The 20,487-nt window shown below is 69.8% G+C and carries 18 protein-coding genes; 5 read left to right on the top strand and 13 right to left on the bottom strand.

Annotated elements, in window-relative coordinates; all coding sequences use genetic code 11:
- Positions 1-923, top strand: a 923-nt coding sequence (locus RT309_RS06215; protein WP_313356009.1) for an FAD-dependent oxidoreductase, incomplete at its 5' end; no start/stop codon positions are given.
- Here the strand turns inward: RT309_RS06215 and dxs are convergent.
- From dxs to dut, 5 genes are all read right to left on the bottom strand, one after another.
- On the bottom strand, positions 907-2,850 hold the full coding sequence (gene dxs, locus RT309_RS06220) for a 1-deoxy-D-xylulose-5-phosphate synthase (protein WP_313356010.1): 1,944 nt from the start codon (positions 2,848-2,850) through the stop codon (positions 907-909). The genes RT309_RS06215 and dxs overlap by 17 nt on opposite strands.
- A gap of 161 nt (positions 2,851-3,011) precedes the next feature.
- Positions 3,012-5,891 (bottom strand): aconitate hydratase, encoded by a 2,880-nt coding sequence (locus RT309_RS06225; RefSeq protein WP_313356011.1) that lies wholly within the window; start codon positions 5,889-5,891, stop codon positions 3,012-3,014.
- 130 nt (positions 5,892-6,021) lie between these two features.
- Positions 6,022-6,774 (bottom strand): DUF3159 domain-containing protein, encoded by a 753-nt coding sequence (locus tag RT309_RS06230; protein WP_396654421.1) that lies wholly within the window; start codon positions 6,772-6,774, stop codon positions 6,022-6,024.
- On the bottom strand, positions 6,771-7,358 hold the full coding sequence (locus RT309_RS06235) for a DUF3710 domain-containing protein (RefSeq protein WP_071640401.1): 588 nt from the start codon (positions 7,356-7,358) through the stop codon (positions 6,771-6,773). Before RT309_RS06235 ends, RT309_RS06230 begins: the two co-directional genes overlap by 4 nt.
- A complete protein-coding gene (dut, locus tag RT309_RS06240; protein WP_313356012.1) occupies positions 7,355-7,804 on the bottom strand; it encodes a dUTP diphosphatase in 450 nt (149 codons plus the stop codon). The genes RT309_RS06235 and dut overlap by 4 nt, the downstream gene beginning before the upstream one ends.
- A 3-nt stretch (positions 7,805-7,807) precedes the next feature.
- On the opposite strand from dut, the gene RT309_RS06245 reads away from it, so the two are divergent.
- Entirely contained in the window at positions 7,808-8,290 is a 483-nt protein-coding gene (locus tag RT309_RS06245) for a DUF3093 family protein (protein WP_313356013.1), read from the top strand.
- Between the two features lie 59 nt (positions 8,291-8,349).
- Here the strand turns inward: RT309_RS06245 and RT309_RS06250 are convergent, their stop codons facing one another.
- The gene (locus RT309_RS06250; RefSeq protein WP_313356014.1) at positions 8,350-8,643 is read right to left on the bottom strand and encodes a DUF4193 domain-containing protein; all 294 of its coding nucleotides are present in this window, start codon (positions 8,641-8,643) and stop codon (positions 8,350-8,352) included.
- Positions 8,644-8,854: 211 nt separating this feature from the next.
- Between RT309_RS06250 and sepH the strand changes: the two genes are divergently transcribed.
- Positions 8,855-9,889, top strand: coding sequence for a septation protein SepH (gene sepH / locus RT309_RS06255; protein WP_313356015.1), 1,035 nt, complete (start codon positions 8,855-8,857; stop codon positions 9,887-9,889).
- A gap of 15 nt (positions 9,890-9,904) precedes the next feature.
- Here the strand turns inward: sepH and RT309_RS06260 are convergent, their stop codons facing one another.
- Positions 9,905-11,032: an alkaline phosphatase family protein gene (locus tag RT309_RS06260; protein WP_313356016.1), complete on the bottom strand. Its 1,128-nt coding sequence runs from the start codon at positions 11,030-11,032 to the stop codon at positions 9,905-9,907.
- 83 nt (positions 11,033-11,115) lie between these two features.
- On the opposite strand from RT309_RS06260, the gene RT309_RS06265 reads away from it, so the two are divergent.
- Positions 11,116-13,554: a DNA topoisomerase IV subunit A gene (locus tag RT309_RS06265; protein WP_313356017.1), complete on the top strand. Its 2,439-nt coding sequence runs from the start codon at positions 11,116-11,118 to the stop codon at positions 13,552-13,554.
- 101 nt (positions 13,555-13,655) lie between these two features.
- Here RT309_RS06265 and RT309_RS06270 read toward each other — a convergent pair whose 3' ends face one another.
- Entirely contained in the window at positions 13,656-15,800 is a 2,145-nt protein-coding gene (locus tag RT309_RS06270; protein ID WP_313356018.1) for a DNA topoisomerase IV subunit B, read from the bottom strand.
- Positions 15,801-15,974: 174 nt separating this feature from the next.
- Between RT309_RS06270 and RT309_RS06275 the strand changes: the two genes are divergently transcribed.
- Positions 15,975-16,184 carry a hypothetical protein gene (locus tag RT309_RS06275; RefSeq protein WP_099196012.1) on the top strand — a complete coding sequence of 70 codons (210 nt, stop codon included), beginning with the start codon at positions 15,975-15,977 and terminating at the stop codon, positions 16,182-16,184.
- A 5-nt stretch (positions 16,185-16,189) separates the two neighbouring features.
- On the opposite strand, the gene RT309_RS06280 is transcribed toward RT309_RS06275, so the two are convergent.
- The 5 genes from RT309_RS06280 to RT309_RS06300 form a co-directional block, all read right to left on the bottom strand.
- Complete coding sequence (locus RT309_RS06280; protein WP_313356019.1) at positions 16,190-17,224, bottom strand: alanine racemase; 1,035 nt, start codon at positions 17,222-17,224, stop codon at positions 16,190-16,192.
- Complete coding sequence (locus RT309_RS06285) at positions 17,221-17,916, bottom strand: alanine racemase C-terminal domain-containing protein (RefSeq protein ID WP_313356020.1); 696 nt, start codon at positions 17,914-17,916, stop codon at positions 17,221-17,223. The genes RT309_RS06280 and RT309_RS06285 overlap by 4 nt, the downstream gene beginning before the upstream one ends.
- A gap of 15 nt (positions 17,917-17,931) precedes the next feature.
- On the bottom strand, positions 17,932-18,684 hold the full coding sequence (locus RT309_RS06290) for a hypothetical protein (RefSeq protein ID WP_313356021.1): 753 nt from the start codon (positions 18,682-18,684) through the stop codon (positions 17,932-17,934).
- A complete protein-coding gene (locus RT309_RS06295; protein ID WP_313356022.1) occupies positions 18,681-20,000 on the bottom strand; it encodes a MurT ligase domain-containing protein in 1,320 nt (439 codons plus the stop codon). Before RT309_RS06295 ends, RT309_RS06290 begins: the two co-directional genes overlap by 4 nt.
- The coding region (locus RT309_RS06300; RefSeq protein WP_313356023.1) for a sigma-70 family RNA polymerase sigma factor at positions 19,997-20,487 on the bottom strand (491 nt) is incomplete at its 5' end. The genes RT309_RS06295 and RT309_RS06300, both read right to left, overlap by 4 nt.

Raw genomic sequence — 20,487 nt, forward strand, 5'->3', positions numbered from 1 at the left:
TCGACGACGATGCTCGCCTCGTCGTCACCGTCGCGCGCACCGCGGCCGCGCTCGGCGCGAAGATCCTCACCCGGGTGCGCGCCCGCGCGCTGCACGCGCACGGCGCCGACGCCGAGGATCTGCTCACCGGAGAGAGCCTGCACCTGCGGGCTCGCGCCGTGATCAACGCCACCGGTGTCTGGGCGGGCTCACTCGACGACGGGATCCGGGTGCGACCCAGCCGTGGCACGCACATCGTGCTCGACGCCGCCGATCTCGGGCATCCCACCGCCGCCCTCGCCATCCCGCACCCCGGCTCGATCAGCCGCTACGTGTTCGCCCTGCCCCAGGCGGACGGACTCGTGTACGTGGGACTGACCGACGAAGACGCCCCCGGTGCGGTGCCCGAGGTCGCCGAGCCGACCGACGCCGAGATCACCTTCCTGCTCGACACGCTGAACCGCGTGCTCGACTCGCCCCTGCCGCGGGAACGGGTGCGGGGGGCGTTCGCGGGTCTTCGTCCGCTGGTCGACAGCGGGGATGCCGCCACCGCCGACATCTCCCGTCGGCATCTCGTGAGCGAGTCGGGCGACGGCTTCGTGAGCGTGCTCGGCGGAAAGCTGACCACTTACCGACGGATGGCCGAGGATGCCGTCGACCTGGCGGTCGAAGTGGGCCGGCTCGATGCCGGCGCGTGCCGCACAGCGTCCCTGAGACTCGTGCCGCTGCCTGAGCATCTCCCTCAGCGGCCCCTCGTCGACGGCGTGACGGCGACCGAGCAGGACGTCGTCAACGCCGTGCGGGAGGAGGGTGCTCTCAGCGCCGATGACGTGCTCGAGCGCCGGCTGCGTGTGGGACTCGTGCCGTCGCGGCGCGCGGCGCTGCTCTCCCCGGTCACCGAGATCGTCGAGCGGATGCTCGCAGAGCTCAGCGCTTCTGGATGAGTGAGACGTCGACGGCCTCGGTCTGCCCGGGAGCCTTCGCCACCGGGATGCGTGTCCCGCCCACCTGCGCGACGATGTCGGCCGCGATCTTGTCGATCGTCAGCCCGGCATCCTCGAGGATCTGCTCGCGGGACGCGTGGTCGAGGAACTCGTCCGGCAGGCCCAGCTCGTCCACCCCGGTGTCGATCCCGGCTTCCCGGAGCACCTGGCGCACGCGCGTGCCGATGCCCCCGACCCGGATGCCGTCCTCCAGGGTGATCACGAGCCGGTGCCGAGCGGCCAGCGACACGACCGCAGGCTGCACGGGCACCGCCCAGCGCGGGTCGATCACGGTGACGCCGACCCCGCGGTCGCGCAGCCGCTCGGAGATCTTCACGGCGATCTCGGCGAACGAGCCGATCGCGACGATCAGCACGTCCTCCTCGTCGCCGCGGGCGAGCACGTCGGTGCCGTCGGCGAGGCGCTCGACGGCGGTGATCGGGTCGGGCACGTCGCCCTTGGGATAGCGGATCACCGTGGGCGCGTCATCGACGGCGACGGCTTCGGCGAGGCATTCGCTCAGGCGCACTGCGTCGCGCGGGGCGGCGATCCGGATGCCAGGCACCATCTGCAGCATCGCCAGATCCCACACGCCATTGTGGCTGGGCCCGTCCGGTCCGGTCACGCCGGCACGGTCGAGCACGAACGTCACCCCGGCGCGGTGCAGCGCGACATCCATCAGCACCTGGTCGAAGGCGCGGTTCATGAACGTGGCGTAGATCGCCACCACGGGGTGCAGACCGCCGAACGCGAGCCCCGCGGCGGACGCGACGGCATGCTGCTCGGCGATGCCGACGTCGTACACCCGATCGGGGAAGCGCTCGGCGAAGGCGGCGAGGCCAGTCGGACGCAGCATCGCCGCGGTCATCGCGATGACCTTGTCGTCGCGACCGCCGATCTCGACCAGCGCGTCCGAGAACACCGAGGTCCACGACGTGCCGGACGATGACGACAGCGCACCGCCGGTCTTCGGGTCGATGCGTCCGACGGCGTGGAACTGGTCGGCCACGTCGTCGAGGGCGGGCTGGTAGCCGCGGCCCTTCTCGGTGATCGCGTGCACGATGACCGGGGCGCCGTAGTCCTTGGCGAAGCGCAGCGTCTCGATGAGTGCGTCGACGTCGTGGCCGTCCACCGGACCCAGGTACTTGATGTCGAGGTTGGAGTACAGCGCCACGTTGTTCGTGAAGCGCGAGAGGAAGCCGTGCGTTCCGCCGCGCACGCCGCGGAACACCGCGCGCCCGAGCGGACCGAAGGCGCGGAACAGCCGGTCGGACTTCCGGTGCATCTCGCGGTACACCCCCGCGGTGCGCACGCGGTTCAGATAGCGGGACATTCCGCCGATCGTCGGCGCGTAGGAGCGGCCGTTGTCGTTCACGACGATGACGAGGTTGCGCTCGTTGTCGTCGCTGATGTTGTTCAGCGCCTCCCAGGTCATCCCGCCGGTGAGCGCGCCGTCGCCGACGACCGCCACGACGTGCCGGTCGGCCCGTCCCGTCGCGGTGAGGGCCCGCGAGATGCCGTCCGCCCAGCTCAGCGAACTCGACGCGTGCGAGGACTCGACGACGTCGTGCACGCTCTCGGAACGCTGCGGGTACCCGGCGAGTCCGCCGCGGGAGCGAAGGCTCGAGAAGTCCTGGCGCCCGGTGAGCAGCTTGTGCACGTACGACTGGTGGCCGGTGTCGAAGATGATCGGGTCATCGGGCGAGGAGAACACCCGGTGCAGGGCGATCGTGAGCTCGACGACGCCGAGGTTCGGCCCGAGGTGACCGCCGGTGCGAGCGACGTTCTCGACGAGGAATGCCCGTATCTCGGCCGCCAGCTCGACCAGTTGCCCGCTGGAGAGTCGATCGAGATCTCGGGGGCCGGTGATGCTCGGCAGGATCGGCATGGACACCCTTCCGCGACGTTGATCGCCCGCCGGGGACGGCGCGCGCATCCGGATATTCTATCTCGGGTAGAGCCACGGGCCCCGGATGCCGACGCATCCGAGCCATCCGGGATGCGACAGGGGTCCGGATGCCGAAGCATCCGGACCCCTGTCGGCTCGCATCAGACCAGCGAACGCAGCACGTACTGCAGGATGCCGCCGTTGCGGTAGTAGTCGGCCTCACCGGGTGTGTCTATGCGGACGACCGCGTCGAAGGTGATGGGCTCGCGGCCCTCTGCCGAGAACTCGCTCGGCGTGGCCGTGACCTTGACCGTCTTCGGCGTGGTGCCCTCGTTGAGGGCCGTCAGGCCCTCGATCGAGATGACCTCGGTGCCGTCGAGCCCGAGGGACTCCCAGGTCTCGCCCGCCGGGAACTGCAGGGGAACGACGCCCATGCCGATGAGGTTGGAGCGGTGGATGCGCTCGAAGCTCTCGGTGATGACCGCCTTGACGCCCAGCAGGTTGGTGCCCTTGGCCGCCCAGTCGCGCGACGATCCCGAGCCGTACTCCTTGCCGCCGAAGATCACCAGCGGGGTGCCCTGATCCTGGTAGTTCTGCGACGCATCGTAGATGTACGCCTGCGGACCGCCCTCCTGCGTGAAGTCGCGGGTGAAGCCGCCCTCGATCTGCTGACCGTCGTTGACGGCCTTGACGAGCGCGTTCTTCAGGCGGATGTTCGCGAACGTGCCGCGGATCATCACCTCGTGGTTGCCTCGGCGCGATCCGTAGGAGTTGAAGTCGCGCTGCTCGACGCCGTGCTCGGTGAGGTACTGCGCGGCCGGGGTGCCCGCCTTGATGTTTCCTGCCGGCGAGATGTGGTCGGTGGTGACCGAGTCGCCCAGCGTCGCCAGCACGCGAGCGCCGGTGATGTCGGTGACAGGTGCCGGGGTCAGCTCCATGCCGTCGAAGTAGGGCGCCTTGCGCACGTAGGTCGACGCGTCGTCCCACTCGAAGATCGGACCGGTCGGCGTCGGCAGGTTCTTCCAGCGCTCGTCACCGTCGAACACGGTGGCGTACTGCTTGATGAACTGATCGCGCGAGATCGACGAGTCGATGATCTCCTGCACCTCTTCGGGGGCCGGCCAGATGTCCTTCAGGAAGACGTCGTTGCCGGCCTCGTCCTTGCCGAGCGGATCGGTCTCGAAGTCGAAGTGCATCGAACCGGCGATCGCGTATGCGACGACCAGCGGCGGGCTTGCGAGGTAGTTCATCTTCACGTCGGGGCTGATGCGGCCCTCGAAGTTGCGGTTGCCCGAGAGCACCGCCGTCACCGCGAGGTCGTGCTCGTTGATCGCCTCGGACACCTCTTCGATCAGCGGTCCGGAGTTGCCGATGCAGATCGTGCAGCCGTAGCCGACGGTGTAGAAGCCGAGACCCTCGAGGTCCTTGTCGAGGCCGGACTTCTCGTAGTAGTCGGTGACGACCTTCGAGCCGGGGCCGAGGGTGGTCTTGACCCACGGCTTCTGCGTGAGTCCCTTCTCACGCGCCTTGCGGGCGAGAAGACCGGCGGCGATCATCACCGACGGGTTCGACGTGTTGGTGCACGAGGTGATCGCGGCGAGCGTCACGGCACCGTTGTCGAGGATGTACTTCTGCCCCTCGGGCGTGGTGACGGGCACCGGGCGCGAGACGTTCGCCGGCGCGCCGCTGTTGATGTGCACCGGGCGCGTGGTCGGCGACTCCTCACCGGGGACCTGACCAGGGTCGGATGCCGGGAACGAGTGCTTCGACTCGAGGTCGACGATGTCGTCGCTGGTGGTGGCTTCCGCGTAGTTGACGATGTCCTTCTCGAACTGCTGCTTCGCCTCGGACAGCAGGATCCTGTCCTGCGGACGCTTGGGTCCGGCGATCGAGGGGACGACCGTCGACAGGTCGAGCTCCATGTACTCCGAGTACGAGGGCTCCTTGTCGACGTCGTGCCACAGGCCCTGAACCTTGGCGTACTGCTCGACCAGGTCGACGGCGTGGTCGTCGCGGCCGGTGAGGCGCAGGTAGTCGAGGGTCACGTCGTCGATGGGGAACATCGCCGCGGTCGACCCGAACTCGGGCGACATGTTGCCGATCGTGGCGCGGTTCGCGAGCGGGACGGATGCGACGCCGGCGCCGTAGAACTCGACGAACTTGCCGACCACGCCGTGCTGGCGGAGCATGTCGGTGATCGTCAGCACCACGTCGGTGGCGGTGACGCCGGCGGGGATCTCACCGGTCAGCTTGAAGCCGACGACCCGCGGGATGAGCATCGACACGGGCTGACCGAGCATCGCGGCCTCGGCCTCGATGCCGCCGACGCCCCAGCCGAGCACGCCCAGGCCGTTGACCATCGTGGTGTGCGAGTCGGTGCCGACACAGGTGTCGGGGTACGCGCGCAGAACGCCGTCGACGGTGCGGTCGTAGATGACCTTGGCCAGGTGCTCGATGTTCACCTGGTGCACGATGCCCGTCCCCGGGGGCACGACCTTGAAGTCGTCGAACGCCGTCTGGCCCCAGCGCAGGAACTGGTACCGCTCGCCGTTGCGCTGGTACTCGATCTCGACGTTGCGCTCGATCGCGTCCGGACGCCCGAACAGGTCGGCGATCACGGAGTGGTCGATCACCATCTCCGCAGGAGAGAGCGGGTTGATGCGGTTCGGGTCGCCGCCGAGTGCGGTGACGGCCTCGCGCATGGTGGCGAGGTCGACGATGCAGGGCACACCCGTGAAGTCCTGCATGACCACGCGCGCGGGCGTGAACTGGATCTCGGTGTCGGGCTCCGCGGCGGGGTCCCATGATCCGAGCGCCTCGATCTGCGCCTTCGTGACGTTGGCGCCGTCCTCGGTGCGCAACTGGTTCTCGAGGAGCACCTTCAGAGCGAAGGGGAGCTTCTCGTTCCCCGGCACCGTGTCGATGCGGAAGATCTCGTAGTCGGTGCTGCCGACTGTCAGGGTGCTCTTGGCACCGAAGCTGTTCACCGTGGACACGAATCCGTCTCCTTCTGATCGGATGGGAGCGACAGGCGCTTCCATCTTGCTCGCCGAATGATCGCCACGGCTAGCAAGGTTGTCCTTACCAGTCTGCGTCGGACGACCGCTCGACGGAATGAGCAATTTATCTTGACGTCAAGATAAATCTACCAGAACCGACGATCGTCGGCTGCTACTCGGCGCGTCGGTAGAGCGCGCGGACGACGAGCCACGTCACGGCGACCATGGGCGCGAAGAGCGGCAGGCCCATGACCAGCTTGAGCGTGCCCAGCAGGGTCACCTGATCCGTGAGGTACAGCGGCAGCTGGACCGACAGTCGCAGCAGGAACAGCACGCCCCAGGCCAGCCCCAGCCAGAAGAACGCGCGGCGCTTGCGACGGTCATCGCGCCACGCGGTGCCCTCGCCCATCAGGAAGCCGACCGCGAGTCCGATGATCGACCAGCCGACCAGGGCCGCGACGACCATCACCGTGCCGTAGACCGCGTTCGTGATCAGACCTGGCACGAAGTTGTCGGCCCCGCGTCCCGTCCACAGCGCCAGGCCGGCCGCTGCGGCCGCCGCCACCAGGCCTCCGAACGCCGCGGCGGGGGGCGACTTCTGCACGAGGCGGATGGTCGTGAACACGGCGGCGATCCCGACCGACACGCCGAGGGAGAGCATCAGGGGTTCCGGGCGCAGAGTGAACAGGATCACGAACGCGAGGCTGGGCAGCACCGACTCGACGATCCCGCGCCAGCCGCCCATCGCACTCCACACGATCCGGTGGGCGCTCTCGTCGGTCTCCGTGCTGAGTCCAGCCCGGCGCGCGGCGCCGCCGAGAGCGGCACCGATCACGTCCGCCGCCGTCGGGTCGGCGGAGCCGACCGGCTCGGATGACGGATGCCCGGGGGCGGGCGTATCGTCCCGGTCGTCGGCCGATGTCACGCCGATCCCGGCGTGGAGGGCATCTTCAGCGGGATCAGGTCTCGCGGCGGCATCGGCGTGGCGCCCCGCACGACGACGATCGAGCGGAACAGGTCCTCGACCTGCTCGGCCGCGGCCGGGTCGGAGGCGGCGTCGCCGCCGATGACTCCGCGCAGGAACCAGCGCGGGCCGTCGACGCCGACGAATCTCGCCAGTCGCATGCCGGATCCCTCCGCCGCCGTGGCGGGCACTTCGGCGAGCAGCTCCTTGCCCAGCGTGCCCTCGCGCTCCTCGACCCGCCCGCCCTGCGTGCGGATCTGGTCGCGCAGCTGCACGCGGGTCTCATCCCACAGCCCGCGCGAGCGCGGCGCGGCGAAGGGCTGCACCTGCAGCGACGAGCCGGCGTAGTCGAGGCCGACGGCCACGATCCTCTTGCTCTGCTCCTCGACCTCGAGACGCAGGTTGAGGCCCTCACGGGGCAGCACCTTGATGCCACCGAGGTCGATGTACGGGCGCACGGGGTTCGCCTCGCTGTCGTCGAACGGGCCAGCGGTCGCCCGGTCGGCCGGCGCGGACTTCAGCGTGGGTTCGATCTCTTCAGTCATTCGCTCTTTCCCTGGGTGTAGCCGGTCGACCCGAATCCGCCGTCGCCGCGGACACTGTCGGGCAGGTCGTCGACGGGTTCGAAACGCGCCTGCACGACGGGCATCACGATGAGCTGCGCGATGCGGTCGCCGACCGCCACATCGTACGCTTCCCTGCTGTCGGTGTTCAGCAGGCTGACCCTGATCTCGCCCCGGTAGCCGGCGTCGACGGTGCCGGGCGAGTTGACCACGGTGATGCCGTGCTTGGCGGCGAGGCCGCTGCGCGGCACGACGAAGGCGGTATACCCCTCGGGCAACGCGATGCGCACGCCCGTGCCGATCAGCGCCCGCTCACCGGGCTCGAGCCGGACCGCCTCGGTCGACACCAGATCGGCCCCGGCATCTCCGGGGTGCGCGTAGAACGGGACGTTCGCCGAGATAATGGGGACGGCAACGGAATGAGTCACCCCATGAGGCTAATGCAGAACCTTCACCCCGATACGCGCGAGACCTACCGCGAGCGACTGGCCCCCGGCCTGGCGCTGCTGATCACCATCGCCCTCGCCGGCCCGATGGTGTCGCTCGTGCTGACACCGCTCGACGCGAGCCTCGCGCTGATGGTCGGAGCGGCCGTCTCGCTCGTGCTCGTGGTCGTGAGCATCGCCCTCTCCCCCACCATCCGCGTGGTCGACGGCGTGCTGCATGCGGGGCGCGCGCACATCGACGCCGCCTGGCTGGGTGAGCCCGGCGAGTTCTCAGGCGAGGAGGCCAGGGCCAGGCGCACGCATCAGATCGCGAGAGACGGCTGGAATCTGCTGCGCGGCGGCATCGACGGCGTCGTCGTCGTGCCGGTCACCGACCCGGACGACCCGGTGAACAGCTGGACGATCTCCTCGCGCACCCCCGACCGCCTGGCGGCGGCGATCCGCACGGCGCGCGCACAGCGCGGCTGACGCGCCGGAATGCAGAACGCGCCCCGGGCCATCAGGCCGGGGCGCGTGCGTGTCGGTGATCAGGCGGCGCATTCCTTGCAGATCGGGCCGTCCGCGCCGTCGTGGTCGAGCTGCGAGCGGTGCTTCACCAGGAAGCAGCTCATGCAGGTGAACTCGTCCTGCTGCGCGGGCAGCACGACGACATCGAGTTCCATGTCGGAGAGGTCGGCGCCGGGGAGCTCGAACCCCGTCGGGTTGTCCGAGTCCTCGACGTCGCCGGCGCCGGACTGGGTGTTCGGCACGCGCTCCTTGAGGGCTTCGATCGACTCGGAGTCGTCTTCGCTCTTGCGAGGGGCGTCGTAATCGGTTGCCATGCGGTGATTCTCCACTTCCGTGGTGTGTGTGATCTGGGGGTGGGGGGATCCGATATCGGGTGATCGGCGGGCCATAGTTTGCACGACTGCGCACCAATAAGCAAATGCCTGTCGGCTCGGTCGGGAAAACTCGCGGCACGCCCGCCGTATTCCCCACTCGATCAGCCTGCCCGTGACACCATGAACGCACACCCATCAGAGGGGCATTGGCATGGAAAACGTCACCATCGTCGGAACGGAAGCGGGAGTCCTCGTCCTCGCGACCGAGTCCGGGCAGCGCTTCGCGCTCCCCATCGACGACGTCCTGCATCGAGAGGTGCGTCGAGCGACTCGCGAGGCCGAACCTGCTCCGGCGCGCCTGGCCGCGAGCCCGCGAGACATCCAGGCGCAGATCCGCGCGGGCCTGACGGCCGCCGAGGTCGCCGCCCTGCTCGGCGTGAGCGAGTCCGACGTGGCGCGCTTCGAGGGCCCCGTCCTCGCCGAACGCGAGCACATCGTCAACCAGGCTCTCGCCGTGCCGGTGCTGATCGGCAGCGAGGTGGAGCCCGATGCGCAGCCCACCTTCGGCTCCGCCGTGCGCGCCAAGCTGGCCGACCTGGCAGCGTCCGACGAGCGCTGGGCGAGCTGGAAGGACGAGGCCGGCTGGACGGTCAAGCTCGAGTTCACGGCGAACGAGGTCGCGCACGATGCACGCTGGGTGTTCGACCCGCGCCGCAGCACGCTGTCGCCGATCAACGCCGACGCCGCACAGCTCTCCCGGCAGGGTTCGCTTCCCGAGGGCCTCATCCCGCGCCTGCGCGCGGTCGAGGCGGAGCGCGTCTCGCCGTACAAGGACGAGAGCCGCTTCGACTCGGGGGCGTTCGGTCCGCGGCTGCTGCCCCCGCCGGAGGAGACCGAGGAGCCTCCGGTCGCCGAGCACTCCAGCGCTGCCGTTCAGGATGCCGCCGCCCGCCGCGCCCCCGATGAGCACCGCACGAGCTCTGAGACCGCCGACCTGCTCGAGGCGCTGCGCCGCTGTCGCGGCCAGCGCGAGTCGGCACCGTTGTTCGACGGCAGCGACGACGAGGATGCGTCGCCGCTGGCGCTGTTCGACGCGCTCGACGAGCCCGACGACAAGGCCGCCGAGCCGAAGCCGTCCGAGACGAAGCCCGAGCCGGCAGCCGAGCAGCCCAGCGGACGCCGGAAGCGCCGCAACGCGATGCCCTCCTGGGACGAGATCGTGTTCGGAGCGCGCACCGACGAGTGAGCGCCCGCCCGCCCGTCAGCGCCGGAAGTCGCCGAGTCGGATGAACGGCACGCGCCACTCCTCCGGCGTCAGTGCACCGTGCTGACCCACCATGCCGCGCCCACGCTGGTCGTCGGCCTCGGCGTCGTAGAGCGCGACATTGCCTCGTGCGATCACCAGCATGTCGCCGATGCGCTCGCGCACGGCATCGGACTCCACCGGTCCGAACAGTCCGGCGTCGATCGCCTCGGTGCGGCTGACCACGTCGGCCGCCCCTTCCAGGTCCCGTCGCCAGCGCGAGAGCAGACCTGCCTGGTCGGCGTCGGGCTCGGCGTAGACGTGCAGCATCCGCGGCTCGCCGCCGATGTGCCGGATGCCGTCGTGCCAGCCGCCCGCGGCGTCCAGCACGAGCTGGCGGTGGTGCGGCACGTCGATCATGCCGTGATCGGCGGTGACCAGCACCCCCACCCCGCCGGGAACCCGTCGCGAGAGCGCGGCATCGACGTCCTCCAGGGCGGCGATCCACTCGGCCGAGTCGACGCCGTGGCGATGGCCCGCCTTGTCGACCTCGGGCAGGTAGCAGTACACGAGGGCCCCGTCGTGGGCATCCGCGAGCTCCCAGGCCAGCTCCACACGCTCGGCCGCGCCGCGCGCCGACCGGAAGTCGGCGCCGCGCAGCGTCGCCCCGGAGAATCCGCTGCCGGCGTAGGCCGGGATGCCGACGGCGAACGCCGGATGCCCGGCCGCCGCGGCCTGCTCGAACACCGTCGCGCTGCTCTGCCACTGCACGGGGTCGATTCGTCCGGCCTCCCACCCGCTGAGCAGGTTCACCAGCACGTCGGACTCGGGGTCGCGCACGCGGTACCCGACCAGGCCGTGTGTTCCGGGAGCCACCCCGGTGAGCAGACTGGTCAGCGCGGCTGCCGTCGTGGTGGGGAACACGGATCCCGCGACGTCCTTCTTCGCCATGGCCGACGACAGCGTGCGCGCATGTCCGGCGTGCGCGCGCAGTGCCGGCGCGCCCAGCCCGTCCACGACCACCAGCACGACAGACCGCACCGTGCGAAGGTCGGCGGTTCCGCCGCGCAGCGAGGCGAGCAGCTGTGGCGCCACCCCGCTGATGCTCCGCGTCGAATCAAGGCTGGTCGGTAGGATGAGAGGCATCCGGGTCAGTCTCGCACAGGTGGCCCGACGCGCCGCGCCCGAGCGCCGTCGCGAGTCCGCACCGAGCGACCTGCAGGAAGTCCATGCCAAAGCCCTCGTCATCCGAGCCCGTTCAGGAGCGCATCCAGGACATCGACCTGTCGCAAGAGATGCAGGGCTCGTTCCTCGAGTACGCGTACTCGGTGATCTACTCCCGCGCACTGCCCGACGCGCGCGACGGTCTGAAGCCCGTGCAGCGGCGCATCCTGTACCAGATGGCCGAGATGGGGCTGCGCCCGGATCGCGGGCACGTCAAGAGCGCCCGCGTCGTGGGCGAGGTGATGGGAAAGCTGCACCCGCACGGCGACTCCGCCATCTACGACGCTCTGGTGCGCCTCGCCCAGGACTTCGCGCTGCGCGTGCCGCTGGTCGACGGGCACGGCAACTTCGGCTCGCTCGATGACGGACCGGCGGCGTCCCGATACACCGAGGCGCGTCTGGCGGCATCCGCTCTGGCGATGACCGAGAACCTCGACGAGGACGTCGTCGACTTCGTGCCCAACTACGACGGCCAGTTCCAGCAGCCCGCCGTGCTCTCGGCGGCATTCCCCAACCTGCTCGTCAACGGCGCCAGCGGCATCGCCGTCGGCATGGCGACGAACATGGCGCCGCACAACCTCATCGAGGTCGTCGCGGCGGCCACTCATCTGCTCGAGAACCCCGAGGCGACCACCGCCGAGCTGATGGAGTTCGTGCCCGGTCCCGACTTCCCGTCCGGCGGGATCCTGATGGGCCTCGACGGGGTCAGGGATGCGTACGAGTCGGGCCGTGGGGCCTTCCGACTGCGTGCGAAGACCTCGATCGAACCGCTCGGGCCGCGCAAGACCGGCATCGTCATCACCGAGCTGCCTTACCAGGTCGGGCCCGAACGCGTCATCGAGAAGCTCAAGGACGCGGTCACCGCGAAGAAGCTGCAGGGCATCAGCGATGTGCAGGACCTGACCGATCGCAAGAACGGCCTGCGGCTGGTCGTCACCGTCAAGACCGGTTTCGACCCGGCCGCGGTGCTCGAGCAGCTGTTCCGCTTCACCCCGCTCGAGGAGTCGTTCTCGATCAACAACGTCGCGCTCGTCGACGGTCAGCCGCGCACCCTCGGCCTCAAGGAGCTGCTGCGGGTGTACCTGCAGCACCGTGTCGAGGTCGTCACGCGGCGCAGCCGATACCGCCTGGCGCGGCGTAACGAGCGGCTGCATCTCGTGCGCGGTCTGCTGCTGGCGATCCTCGACATCGACGAGGTCATCCAGGTCATCCGCTCGTCCGACGACTCCGAGACCGCCCGCGCGCGCCTGCAGCAGGTGTTCGAGCTCGACGAGGTGCAGGCCGAGTACATCCTCGAGCTGCGCCTGCGCCGGCTGACGAAGTTCTCGCGTCTCGAGCTCGAGGCGGAGCGCGACAAGCTGCTCGCCGAGATCGCCGAACTCGAGACGCTGCTGGCCGATCCCGCCCTGATCCGTGCTCAGGTCGCGCAGGAGCTGGACGCCGTGGCCGACCAGTTCGGCACGCACCGGCGCACCCTGCTGCTCAACGCCGCGCCGCCGAAGGCGCGCACCACGAAGTCGGCTGCGGAGCTGCAGATCGCGGATGCCCCGACGACGCTGCTGCTGTCGACCACGGGTCGTGCCGTGCGGGTCGACCTCGAGCCGGGCGTCGTGATCACGACGCCACCGCGTCGCAGCAAGCACGACGCCATTCAGGCACGCCTGGAGACGACCACGCGCAGTGAGATCGGCGCGGTCACGACCGCGGGACGCGTCGTGCGGTTCACGCCCCTCGACATCCCCGCCGTGCCCGCCTCGTCGGTCGGTCTCGGTGCCGGTGTGCGCATCTCCGACTACCTCGGGCTCACCGACCGCAGCGAGCGGGTCGTCGCCCTCATCCGCTTCGACGACGACACCCCCGTCGCCCTGGGCACCAGGGACGGCGTGGTGAAGCGCGTCGTCCCCTCGACGCTCGCGGTGCGACCCGAGCTGGAGATCATCGGGCTGAAGCCGAAGGACGTGGTCGTCGGCGCCGCGCCTGCTCCCGACGACGCGGAGCTCGTCTTCGTCACCTCGGATGCCCAGCTGCTGCACTTCGCGGCGTCGAACGTGCGACCCCAGGGGGCACCCGCCGGCGGCATGGCCGGGATGAAGCTCGGGGCGAAGAGCCAGGTCATCTCGTTCACGGTGGTCGGCGCGGCAGACGACGCCGTGGTGGTGACCGTCTCGGGTGCGGAGGGCACCCTCGCGGGCGCCGACGCCGGTCGGGCGAAGGTCTCGGCATTCGCCGAGTTCCCCGCGAAGGGCCGTGCGACCGGAGGGGTGCGGGCGCACGCGCTGCTGAAGGGCGAGGATGGTCTTCGCCTGGCCTGGGTGGGTGCGGATCCGCGCGCCGTCGGGACCGACGGCGCGGCTCGCGTTCTGCCCGAGTCCGGCGCGAAGCGTGATGGCTCGGGCCAGCCGCTGGAGGCCGTGATCGGGTCGGTCGGCACCGCGATCGGCTGACCCTCCGGCGCGGTCAGGGCCCTTCGACAGGCTCAGGGACCCAGGTGCGATCATGCCCTTCGGCAGGGTCAGGGGCCTTCGGCAGGCTCAGGGACCCAGGGTCAGGCGTCGATGGCCTCGCGGCTGAGCCGGTCGCTCGAGCTCATGATGAACTCGCGGCGCGGCGCCACCTCGCTGCCCATCAGCAGCTCGAAGGTGCGCACCGCGGCATCCGCCGACTCGGCGTCCTCGATCGTCACGCGGCGCAGCAGCCGGCCGGACTTCTCCATCGTGGTGTTGGCCAGCTGATCGGCATCCATCTCCCCCAGGCCCTTGTAGCGCTGGATCGGATCCTGCCAGCGCTTGCCAGACTTCTGCAGCTTCGCGAGCAGAGCGTGCAGCTCGGCCTCGGAATAGGTGTAGATGGTCTCGTTCGGCTTCGAGCCGGGATTCATGACGATCACGCGGTGCAGCGGCGGGACGGCGGAGTACACCCGACCCGCCTCGACGAGCGGGCGCATGTAGCGGAAGAACAGGGTGAGCAGCAGGGTGCGGATGTGCGCGCCGTCGACGTCGGCGTCGCTCATCAGGATCACCTTGCCGTAGCGGGCGGCGCTGAGGTCGAACGAGCGACCGGAGCCGGCGCCGATCGTCGTGATGATCGCCGCGCACTCGGCGTTGCCGAGCATGTCGCTGACCGACGCCTTCTGCACGTTGAGGATCTTGCCGCGGATCGGCAGCAGAGCCTGGAACTCGCTGTTGCGGGCGTGCCGTGCGGTGCCGAGCGCCGAGTCGCCCTCGACGATGAACAGCTCGCTCTGCTCGAAGTCCTTCGACCGGCAGTCGACCAGCTTCGCGGGCAGCGACGACGACTCGAGCGCCGTCTTGCGCCGCTGCGTCTCCTTGTGCGCGCGCGCCGAGACGCGGGCCTTCATCTCGGAGACGATTTTGTCGAGCAGCATCGACGCCTGGTTCTTGTCGTCGCGCTTGGTCGACGCGAAGCGCTCGGCGAGCTGCGTGCGCACCACCTGCGCGACGATCGTGCGCACGGCCGGCGTGCCGAGCACCTCCTTGGTCTGCCCCTCGAACTGCGGCTCGGGCACGGTGACGGTGAGCACCGCGGTGAGCCCCGCGAGCACGTCGTCCTTCTCGAGCTTGTCGTTTCCGACCTTGAGACGGCGGGCGTTCTGCTCGACCTGGCCGCGCAGGGTCTTCAGCAGCTCCTGCTCGAAGCCCTGCTGGTGCGTGCCGCCCTTGGGCGTGGCGATGATGTTGACGAACGAGCGCACCGTGGTGTCGTAGCCGGTGCCCCAGCGCAGGGCGACATCGACCTCGCACTCGCGCTCCACGGAAGTGGACTTCATGTGCCCGTCGGCCTGCAGCACAGGAACCGTCTCGGTGAAGCGTCCGCTGCCGTGGATGCGCCACGTGTCGGTGACGGGCGCGTCGGATGCCAGGTACTCGACGAACTCCGAGATGCCGCCCTCGTACAGGTAGGTGGTCACGCGCGCGCCGGCGGACGCATCCGCTTCGGAGGCTCCTTCCACATGGGTCGTTGAGCCTGTCGCCGGGCGCTCGTCGCGGATCTCGAACTCGAGCCCGGGAACGAGGAATGCCGTCTGACGCGCGCGGGTCTCGAGCTCGGGAAGCTGGAAGGCGGCGTCCTTGGTGAAGATCTGCCGGTCTGCCCAATAACGCACCCTGGTGCCGGTCACGCCCTTGGCCACCTTGCCGACCACGCGCAGCTCGCTCTTCTGCTCGAACGGCGTGAACGGGGCGTCGGGGCGCGGCTCGCCGTCGTCGGCGAACACGCCGGGCTCACCGCGGTGGAACGACATCGCGTATGTCTTGCCACCGCGGTCGACCTCGACGTCGAGGCGCTCCGAGAGCGCGTTCACGACCGAGGCGCCGACACCGTGCAGACCGCCGGATGCCGCGTACGAGCCGCCACCGAACTTCCCGCCCGCGTGCAGCTTCGTGTAGACGACCTCCACGCCGGTGAGTCCGGTGCGGGGCTCGACGTCGACAGGCACCCCGCGACCGCGGTCGGCCACCTCGACGCTCCCGTCGGCGTGCAGCGCGATGTCGATCTTCGAGCCGTTGCCGGCGACGGCCTCGTCGACCGAGTTGTCGATGATCTCCCACAGGCAGTGCATGAGGCCCGGCGACCCGTTCGAGCCGATGTACATGCCGGGGCGCTTGCGCACGGCCTCGAGGCCCTCGAGAACCTGGAGATGGTGGGCGGAATACTCGGCAGTCACAGTCATCCATCTTATTTCCGGGCGACCAGGGGTCGGACCGCGACACTCCCCGCACAACAAGGCGGCGCACCCGGCGTACGCGCACAGCGAAACACGCCGCGATCCGGGCATGCACTCAGGGCGCGCGTGGTTGTATTGACTACGACCACAAGGGATCCGACCCGCTGAGGAGGCACCGAGATGAACGCCACGACTGAGCGCGAGACCGTCGAGTACCGCCTCACTGCCATGGACCGCTGCGACTCCTGTGGGGCGCAGGCGTACATCGCCGCCGAGGTCAACGGCACCGAGATGCTGTTCTGCGCGCACCACGGACGCAAGTACGAAGAGAAGCTGCGCGCCGTCGCCACCTCGTGGCACGACGAGACCGCCCGCCTCATCGAGGCCTGAGGCGGTCAGTCGACCACGAGTCGACGCACCGCGGGAGTGAGCCTGGTGATGATCTCCTCGCCGACCGTGTCCACGTGCTCGGCCAGGGCGGTGGCGTCCGGCTCGCCATCGGCACCCGGCCCGAAGAACACCACACGCTGACCCGCGGTCACTCCCTCCCATCGCTCGACCGTCACGGCGGTGCCGCTGATGTCGACGATGCGACGGAGCCCGCCCGGCGTGGCGATCTGCGCGCCGCGCAGGGTCGAGGGCAGACCGTGGAAGGCTCCGATGCCGACGCGGACCACGTCGGCGTCGATCTGCTCCACGGGGGCACTGAGCCGGGCGATCAGACGGAGGCCGTCGAGCGGCGGCCCGTCGGCCGAGCGGATGCCGTAGCAGAACGCGCCGATGCGGCTCAGCGAGCCGCGCAGCTCGGGACGCCACCACGCGGCGGCGGACGCCGTGAGGTGCAGCACCTCGGGCTCGCCCCCGGCGTCGACCAGCTGGGCGACCGCGTCGAGGAACACCCGCTGTGCGGCGTCGTCGTCCGCATCGCTGGCCTCGGACAGGTGACTCCACACGCCCGAGACCGTGACGCTGCCGCGACGCTCGGCCGCCAGCGCGGCGGTGACGGCGTCGGGCCACTGCTCGGGGCGGAACCCGTTGCGGTGCAGGCCGGTGTCGATTTTCAGGTGTACCCGTACGCGCGCGCCGGCGGCGTCGGCCTCGGCGATCACGTCGTCGAGATAGGCGGCCGATCCGACGCCGAGGTCGATGTCCGCCGCGATCGCCTGGGCGATCTCGGCGCGCGGTGACGTCGCCCACGCGTACACGCGCCGATCGGTGAGAGCGCGGATGCGCAGGGCGGTGGGGATGTCGTAGCCGCCGAACCAGGTCACTCCGACCGCGGATGCCTCGCGCACGGCCCAGTCGATGCCGAGGCCGTACGCGTCGTCCTTCATCACGAGCAGCAGGTCCGACGGCGAGAGGCGCCGCTGCACCGCGGCGATGTTGCGGCGGAACGCGCCTCGCGAGATCTCGAGCAGAGCTCCTGTCATGCCGTCCACTCCCTCTGCGTGTGCCGCCCGATGACCACGGCCATCTCCAGTGCGGTGAGCCCGCTCACCGTCGACCACCGAGCGAGAGCGTCGCGTGCACCGCCCGGACCGCCGAAGTAGACCACGGATGTGCCGTCTGCGACATCGCCGCCCTCCAGGTCGACCACGCACACGTCCATGGCGATGCGTCCCACGATCGGCAGCATCCGTTCGCCGATCTGAACCCGCACGCTGTTTCCGAGCACACGGGGGATGCCCTGGGCGTAGCCGCCGGTGACCAGCGCGACGCGGGTGTCTTCCGCGGCACGGTGCGTGTAGCCGTACGAGACGGCCTCTCCGGCGCGCAGGGGCTTGGTGGAGAGCACGCGGCCGTGCAGGCTCATCACCGGCTCGACGGGAGCCGAGCCCGCGGCATCCGGGATTCCGAACAGCCCGGCCGGGTCGACGTCGGCGGAGCCATCGGTGTGCACGCGCAGGTCCGGGTTGCCGGAGACGACGGCGACGTGCTCGGGGTCGACGATCACGTCGGTGATCCCGGCATCGGCGAGGATCCGGGCGGCCTCGACAGCGCCGTGACCGAAACCGTCGTGCCGCAGGTCGACGAGCGCGCCGGGCGCGACGAGCGCACGCGCCGCTCGCTCGAGCGCTCCTCCGCAGAGGAGCACCCGTGGCAGCGCGCTGCTGACAGTCATGACGATCTCCCGCTCTCAGAGCTGGATGGTCTTGAAGCCCTTGTCATGGACGAACCGCTCGATGGCATCGCGTGCGCCCTTCGCGTACTCGTCGAACGGGCTCGGCGTCGCATCCGGAAGCTGCAGTCCGCGGCGGGCGGCCACCGCCCGAACGAGCACATCGGCCAGCGCCGGGTTGAGCGGAAGGACGGGACCCTGCACGTTGCCGGCGACGGCGTTGCGATGGCGCACGAACTCGCCGCGGGAGTCGCCGCGCGAATAGCTGCCGCGACCGGCGACGACCGTGCCGTACGCGGCAGCCCCATCGGCAAGGGTCCATTCGGAGGCGTGATCCTCGAAGCCGACGACGGCCGTGTCCGGGGTGCGGACGGTGATGTACCCGACCCGGCGGTCGCGGGTGCGCGCGACCCGATACGGCATCACGCCGAGACCCGGCACGCTGTCGCCGTCGGTGAGATCGATGCGCTCGCCGAGCAGCTCGGCCGAACCGCCGATCGCGAACAGCGTGCGGTCGTCGGCGAGGAAGGAGCGCAGCTCGTCGGCACGGGCGAGGAAGTCGGTGTGCACACCGCGCAGCGCCGACAGCGGGCCGTTGCCGATCACGACGATGTCGACGTCGTCGGGCAGCCGCTCGCCGACGCCGACGTGTGCGGTGGTGTACTCGACGCCCCTCGCACGAAGGCGCTCCTCGAGGGTGCGGACATTGCCGCGGTCGCCCGTGATGCCGAGCTCGGCGGGGTACAGCTGGACGATGCTGATCTTCGTCATCGGCGCGCCACCTCCTGGTCGCCGTACCCGAGGATGCGACGACCGATCATCATCAGCTCGTAGTTGACGAACCACGTCTGCCTGCCGGCCGCGGTCTCGGGGAACGAGCGCATTATCGCGACCGCCTTCTCCATGGCGGGCTCGACCGCGCCGATCTCGACGCCCGCGTATGCCAGGGCGAGAGCCAGCTGATGAGCCTTGTCCCCTGTCACCACGTCGACGCGCGGCAGCGCCGTGAAGTCGACGTCGTACAGCCACGAGACGTCGGGGGTTCCCTCGTCGATCGCGATGAGGGCGCGCTCGGGGGTGCCGTCCAGCGCGTCCAGATTCATCTGGATGCTCGGGGCGTTCTTGAACATGACGAACTCGACCTGCTCGCCGGCGGCGTCGCGGCGCAGCGGGATGACCTCGCCGCGGCCGTAGGCCGGTGCCATGTTCGCGAAGCCGGTGGCGGCACGCTCGGTGTCGAACGCGGCGCCGAGCACTCCGGATGCCACCGCGAGGGCGGCCGCGGCGTCGGCGGCGTAGTGTAGACCTCGGGCGGGAAGCGTGATGCGGGCATCCGCTCCCCCGATGTTCACGACCACGTCACGGCCCGACACCTCGCGGACCTCGGAGAACGCCTCGCGGTCGATGATGCCGGCCGTCCCGCTGCGGGTGTCGACCGCGTTGGCGAGACCGTTCCTAGAGGATGCCACGATGTCGGACGCGACTCCGAAGAACGTCACCGGGGCGCGCATCGCCTCGACGTCGATCTTCGACAGGTACGGGTCGTCGCGGTTGATGATCACGTGTGCCGATGCGCGCCGGGACGCGTCGAGCATCATGTCCGCGACACGCTCGGTCTCGTAGAAGCGGTACAGCTGATCGACCTGCACGTTCAGCGACAGGATCACCGAGGGCGAGAGGCGGTCGGCGAGATCAGCCGCGAAGCCCTCGTCGATCTCGAGCACGGCGACGTCGGCGTTGATCCGGCCGGTGAGGGTGGCATCGGCCAGCAGCGCGCTGGTGACACCCTGCGGCAGGTTCGCGCCGGTCGGGTTGGTGAACACCGTCAGCCCGTGCGCACGCAGCACCTCGCTGATCATGTGCGTCGTCGTGGTCTTGCCGTTCGAGCCCAGCACGAAGACCACGCCGTAGCGGAACTGGTCAGCCAGGGTCGGCAGCAGGGTCGGCGCGAGACGGTTGGTGAGGTAGCCGGGGAAGGCGGACCCTCCCCCGCGCAGACGGGTCGCGAAACGCGCGAGCTTTCCCGCCAGCACGGGGAAGACGTACCGCAGGCCGGCTGAGCGCGCCTGAGGTGCGGGCGAACTCATTCGAGGTAGTCCCGCAGCGACTGCGACCGGCTCGGGTGACGCAGCTTCGCCATCGTCTTCGACTCGATCTGACGGATGCGCTCACGCGTCACGCCGAAGGTGTCGCCGATCTGGTCGAGGGTCTTCGGCTGACCGTCACCGAGCCCGAAGCGCATCCGGATCACACCGGCCTCGCGCTCGGAGAGGGAGTCGAGGAGCTGCTCGAGCTGACGCTGCAGCATGGTGAAGCCGACCGCATCCGCAGGGACGACGGCCTCGGTGTCCTCGATGAGGTCACCGAACTCGCTGTCGCCGTCCTCGCCGAGCGGGGTGTGCAGCGAAATCGGCTCGCGGCCGTACTTCTGCACCTCCACGACCTTCTCGGGAGTCATGTCGAGCTCGCGCGAGAGCTCTTCGGGCGTGGGCTCGCGGCCCAGGTCCTGCAGCATCTGACGCTGCACGCGGGCGAGCTTGTTGATGACCTCGACCATGTGCACCGGGATGCGGA

Origin of the sequence: Microbacterium sp., assembly GCF_032084865.1 — a bacterium.
GTDB lineage: Bacteria > Actinomycetota > Actinomycetes > Actinomycetales > Microbacteriaceae > Microbacterium.

Coding starts and splice junctions, on each gene's coding strand:
- RT309_RS06245 (WP_313356013.1), top strand. CDS start 7,808: ATGAGGCTAATGCAGAACCTTCACCCCGATACGCGCGAGACCTACCGC.
- RT309_RS06250 (WP_313356014.1), bottom strand. CDS start 8,643: ATGGCAACCGATTACGACGCCCCTCGCAAGAGCGAAGACGACTCCGAG.
- sepH (WP_313356015.1), top strand. CDS start 8,855: ATGGAAAACGTCACCATCGTCGGAACGGAAGCGGGAGTCCTCGTCCTC.
- RT309_RS06275 (WP_099196012.1), top strand. CDS start 15,975: ATGAACGCCACGACTGAGCGCGAGACCGTCGAGTACCGCCTCACTGCC.
- RT309_RS06235 (WP_071640401.1), bottom strand. CDS start 7,358: ATGACTGAAGAGATCGAACCCACGCTGAAGTCCGCGCCGGCCGACCGG.
- RT309_RS06225 (WP_313356011.1), bottom strand. CDS start 5,891: ATGGAAGCGCCTGTCGCTCCCATCCGATCAGAAGGAGACGGATTCGTG.
- RT309_RS06290 (WP_313356021.1), bottom strand. CDS start 18,684: ATGACGAAGATCAGCATCGTCCAGCTGTACCCCGCCGAGCTCGGCATC.
- RT309_RS06285 (WP_313356020.1), bottom strand. CDS start 17,916: ATGACTGTCAGCAGCGCGCTGCCACGGGTGCTCCTCTGCGGAGGAGCG.
- RT309_RS06295 (WP_313356022.1), bottom strand. CDS start 20,000: ATGAGTTCGCCCGCACCTCAGGCGCGCTCAGCCGGCCTGCGGTACGTC.
- RT309_RS06265 (WP_313356017.1), top strand. CDS start 11,116: ATGCCAAAGCCCTCGTCATCCGAGCCCGTTCAGGAGCGCATCCAGGAC.
- RT309_RS06270 (WP_313356018.1), bottom strand. CDS start 15,800: ATGACTGTGACTGCCGAGTATTCCGCCCACCATCTCCAGGTTCTCGAG.
- RT309_RS06260 (WP_313356016.1), bottom strand. CDS start 11,032: ATGCCTCTCATCCTACCGACCAGCCTTGATTCGACGCGGAGCATCAGC.
- RT309_RS06280 (WP_313356019.1), bottom strand. CDS start 17,224: ATGACAGGAGCTCTGCTCGAGATCTCGCGAGGCGCGTTCCGCCGCAAC.
- dxs (WP_313356010.1), bottom strand. CDS start 2,850: ATGCCGATCCTGCCGAGCATCACCGGCCCCCGAGATCTCGATCGACTC.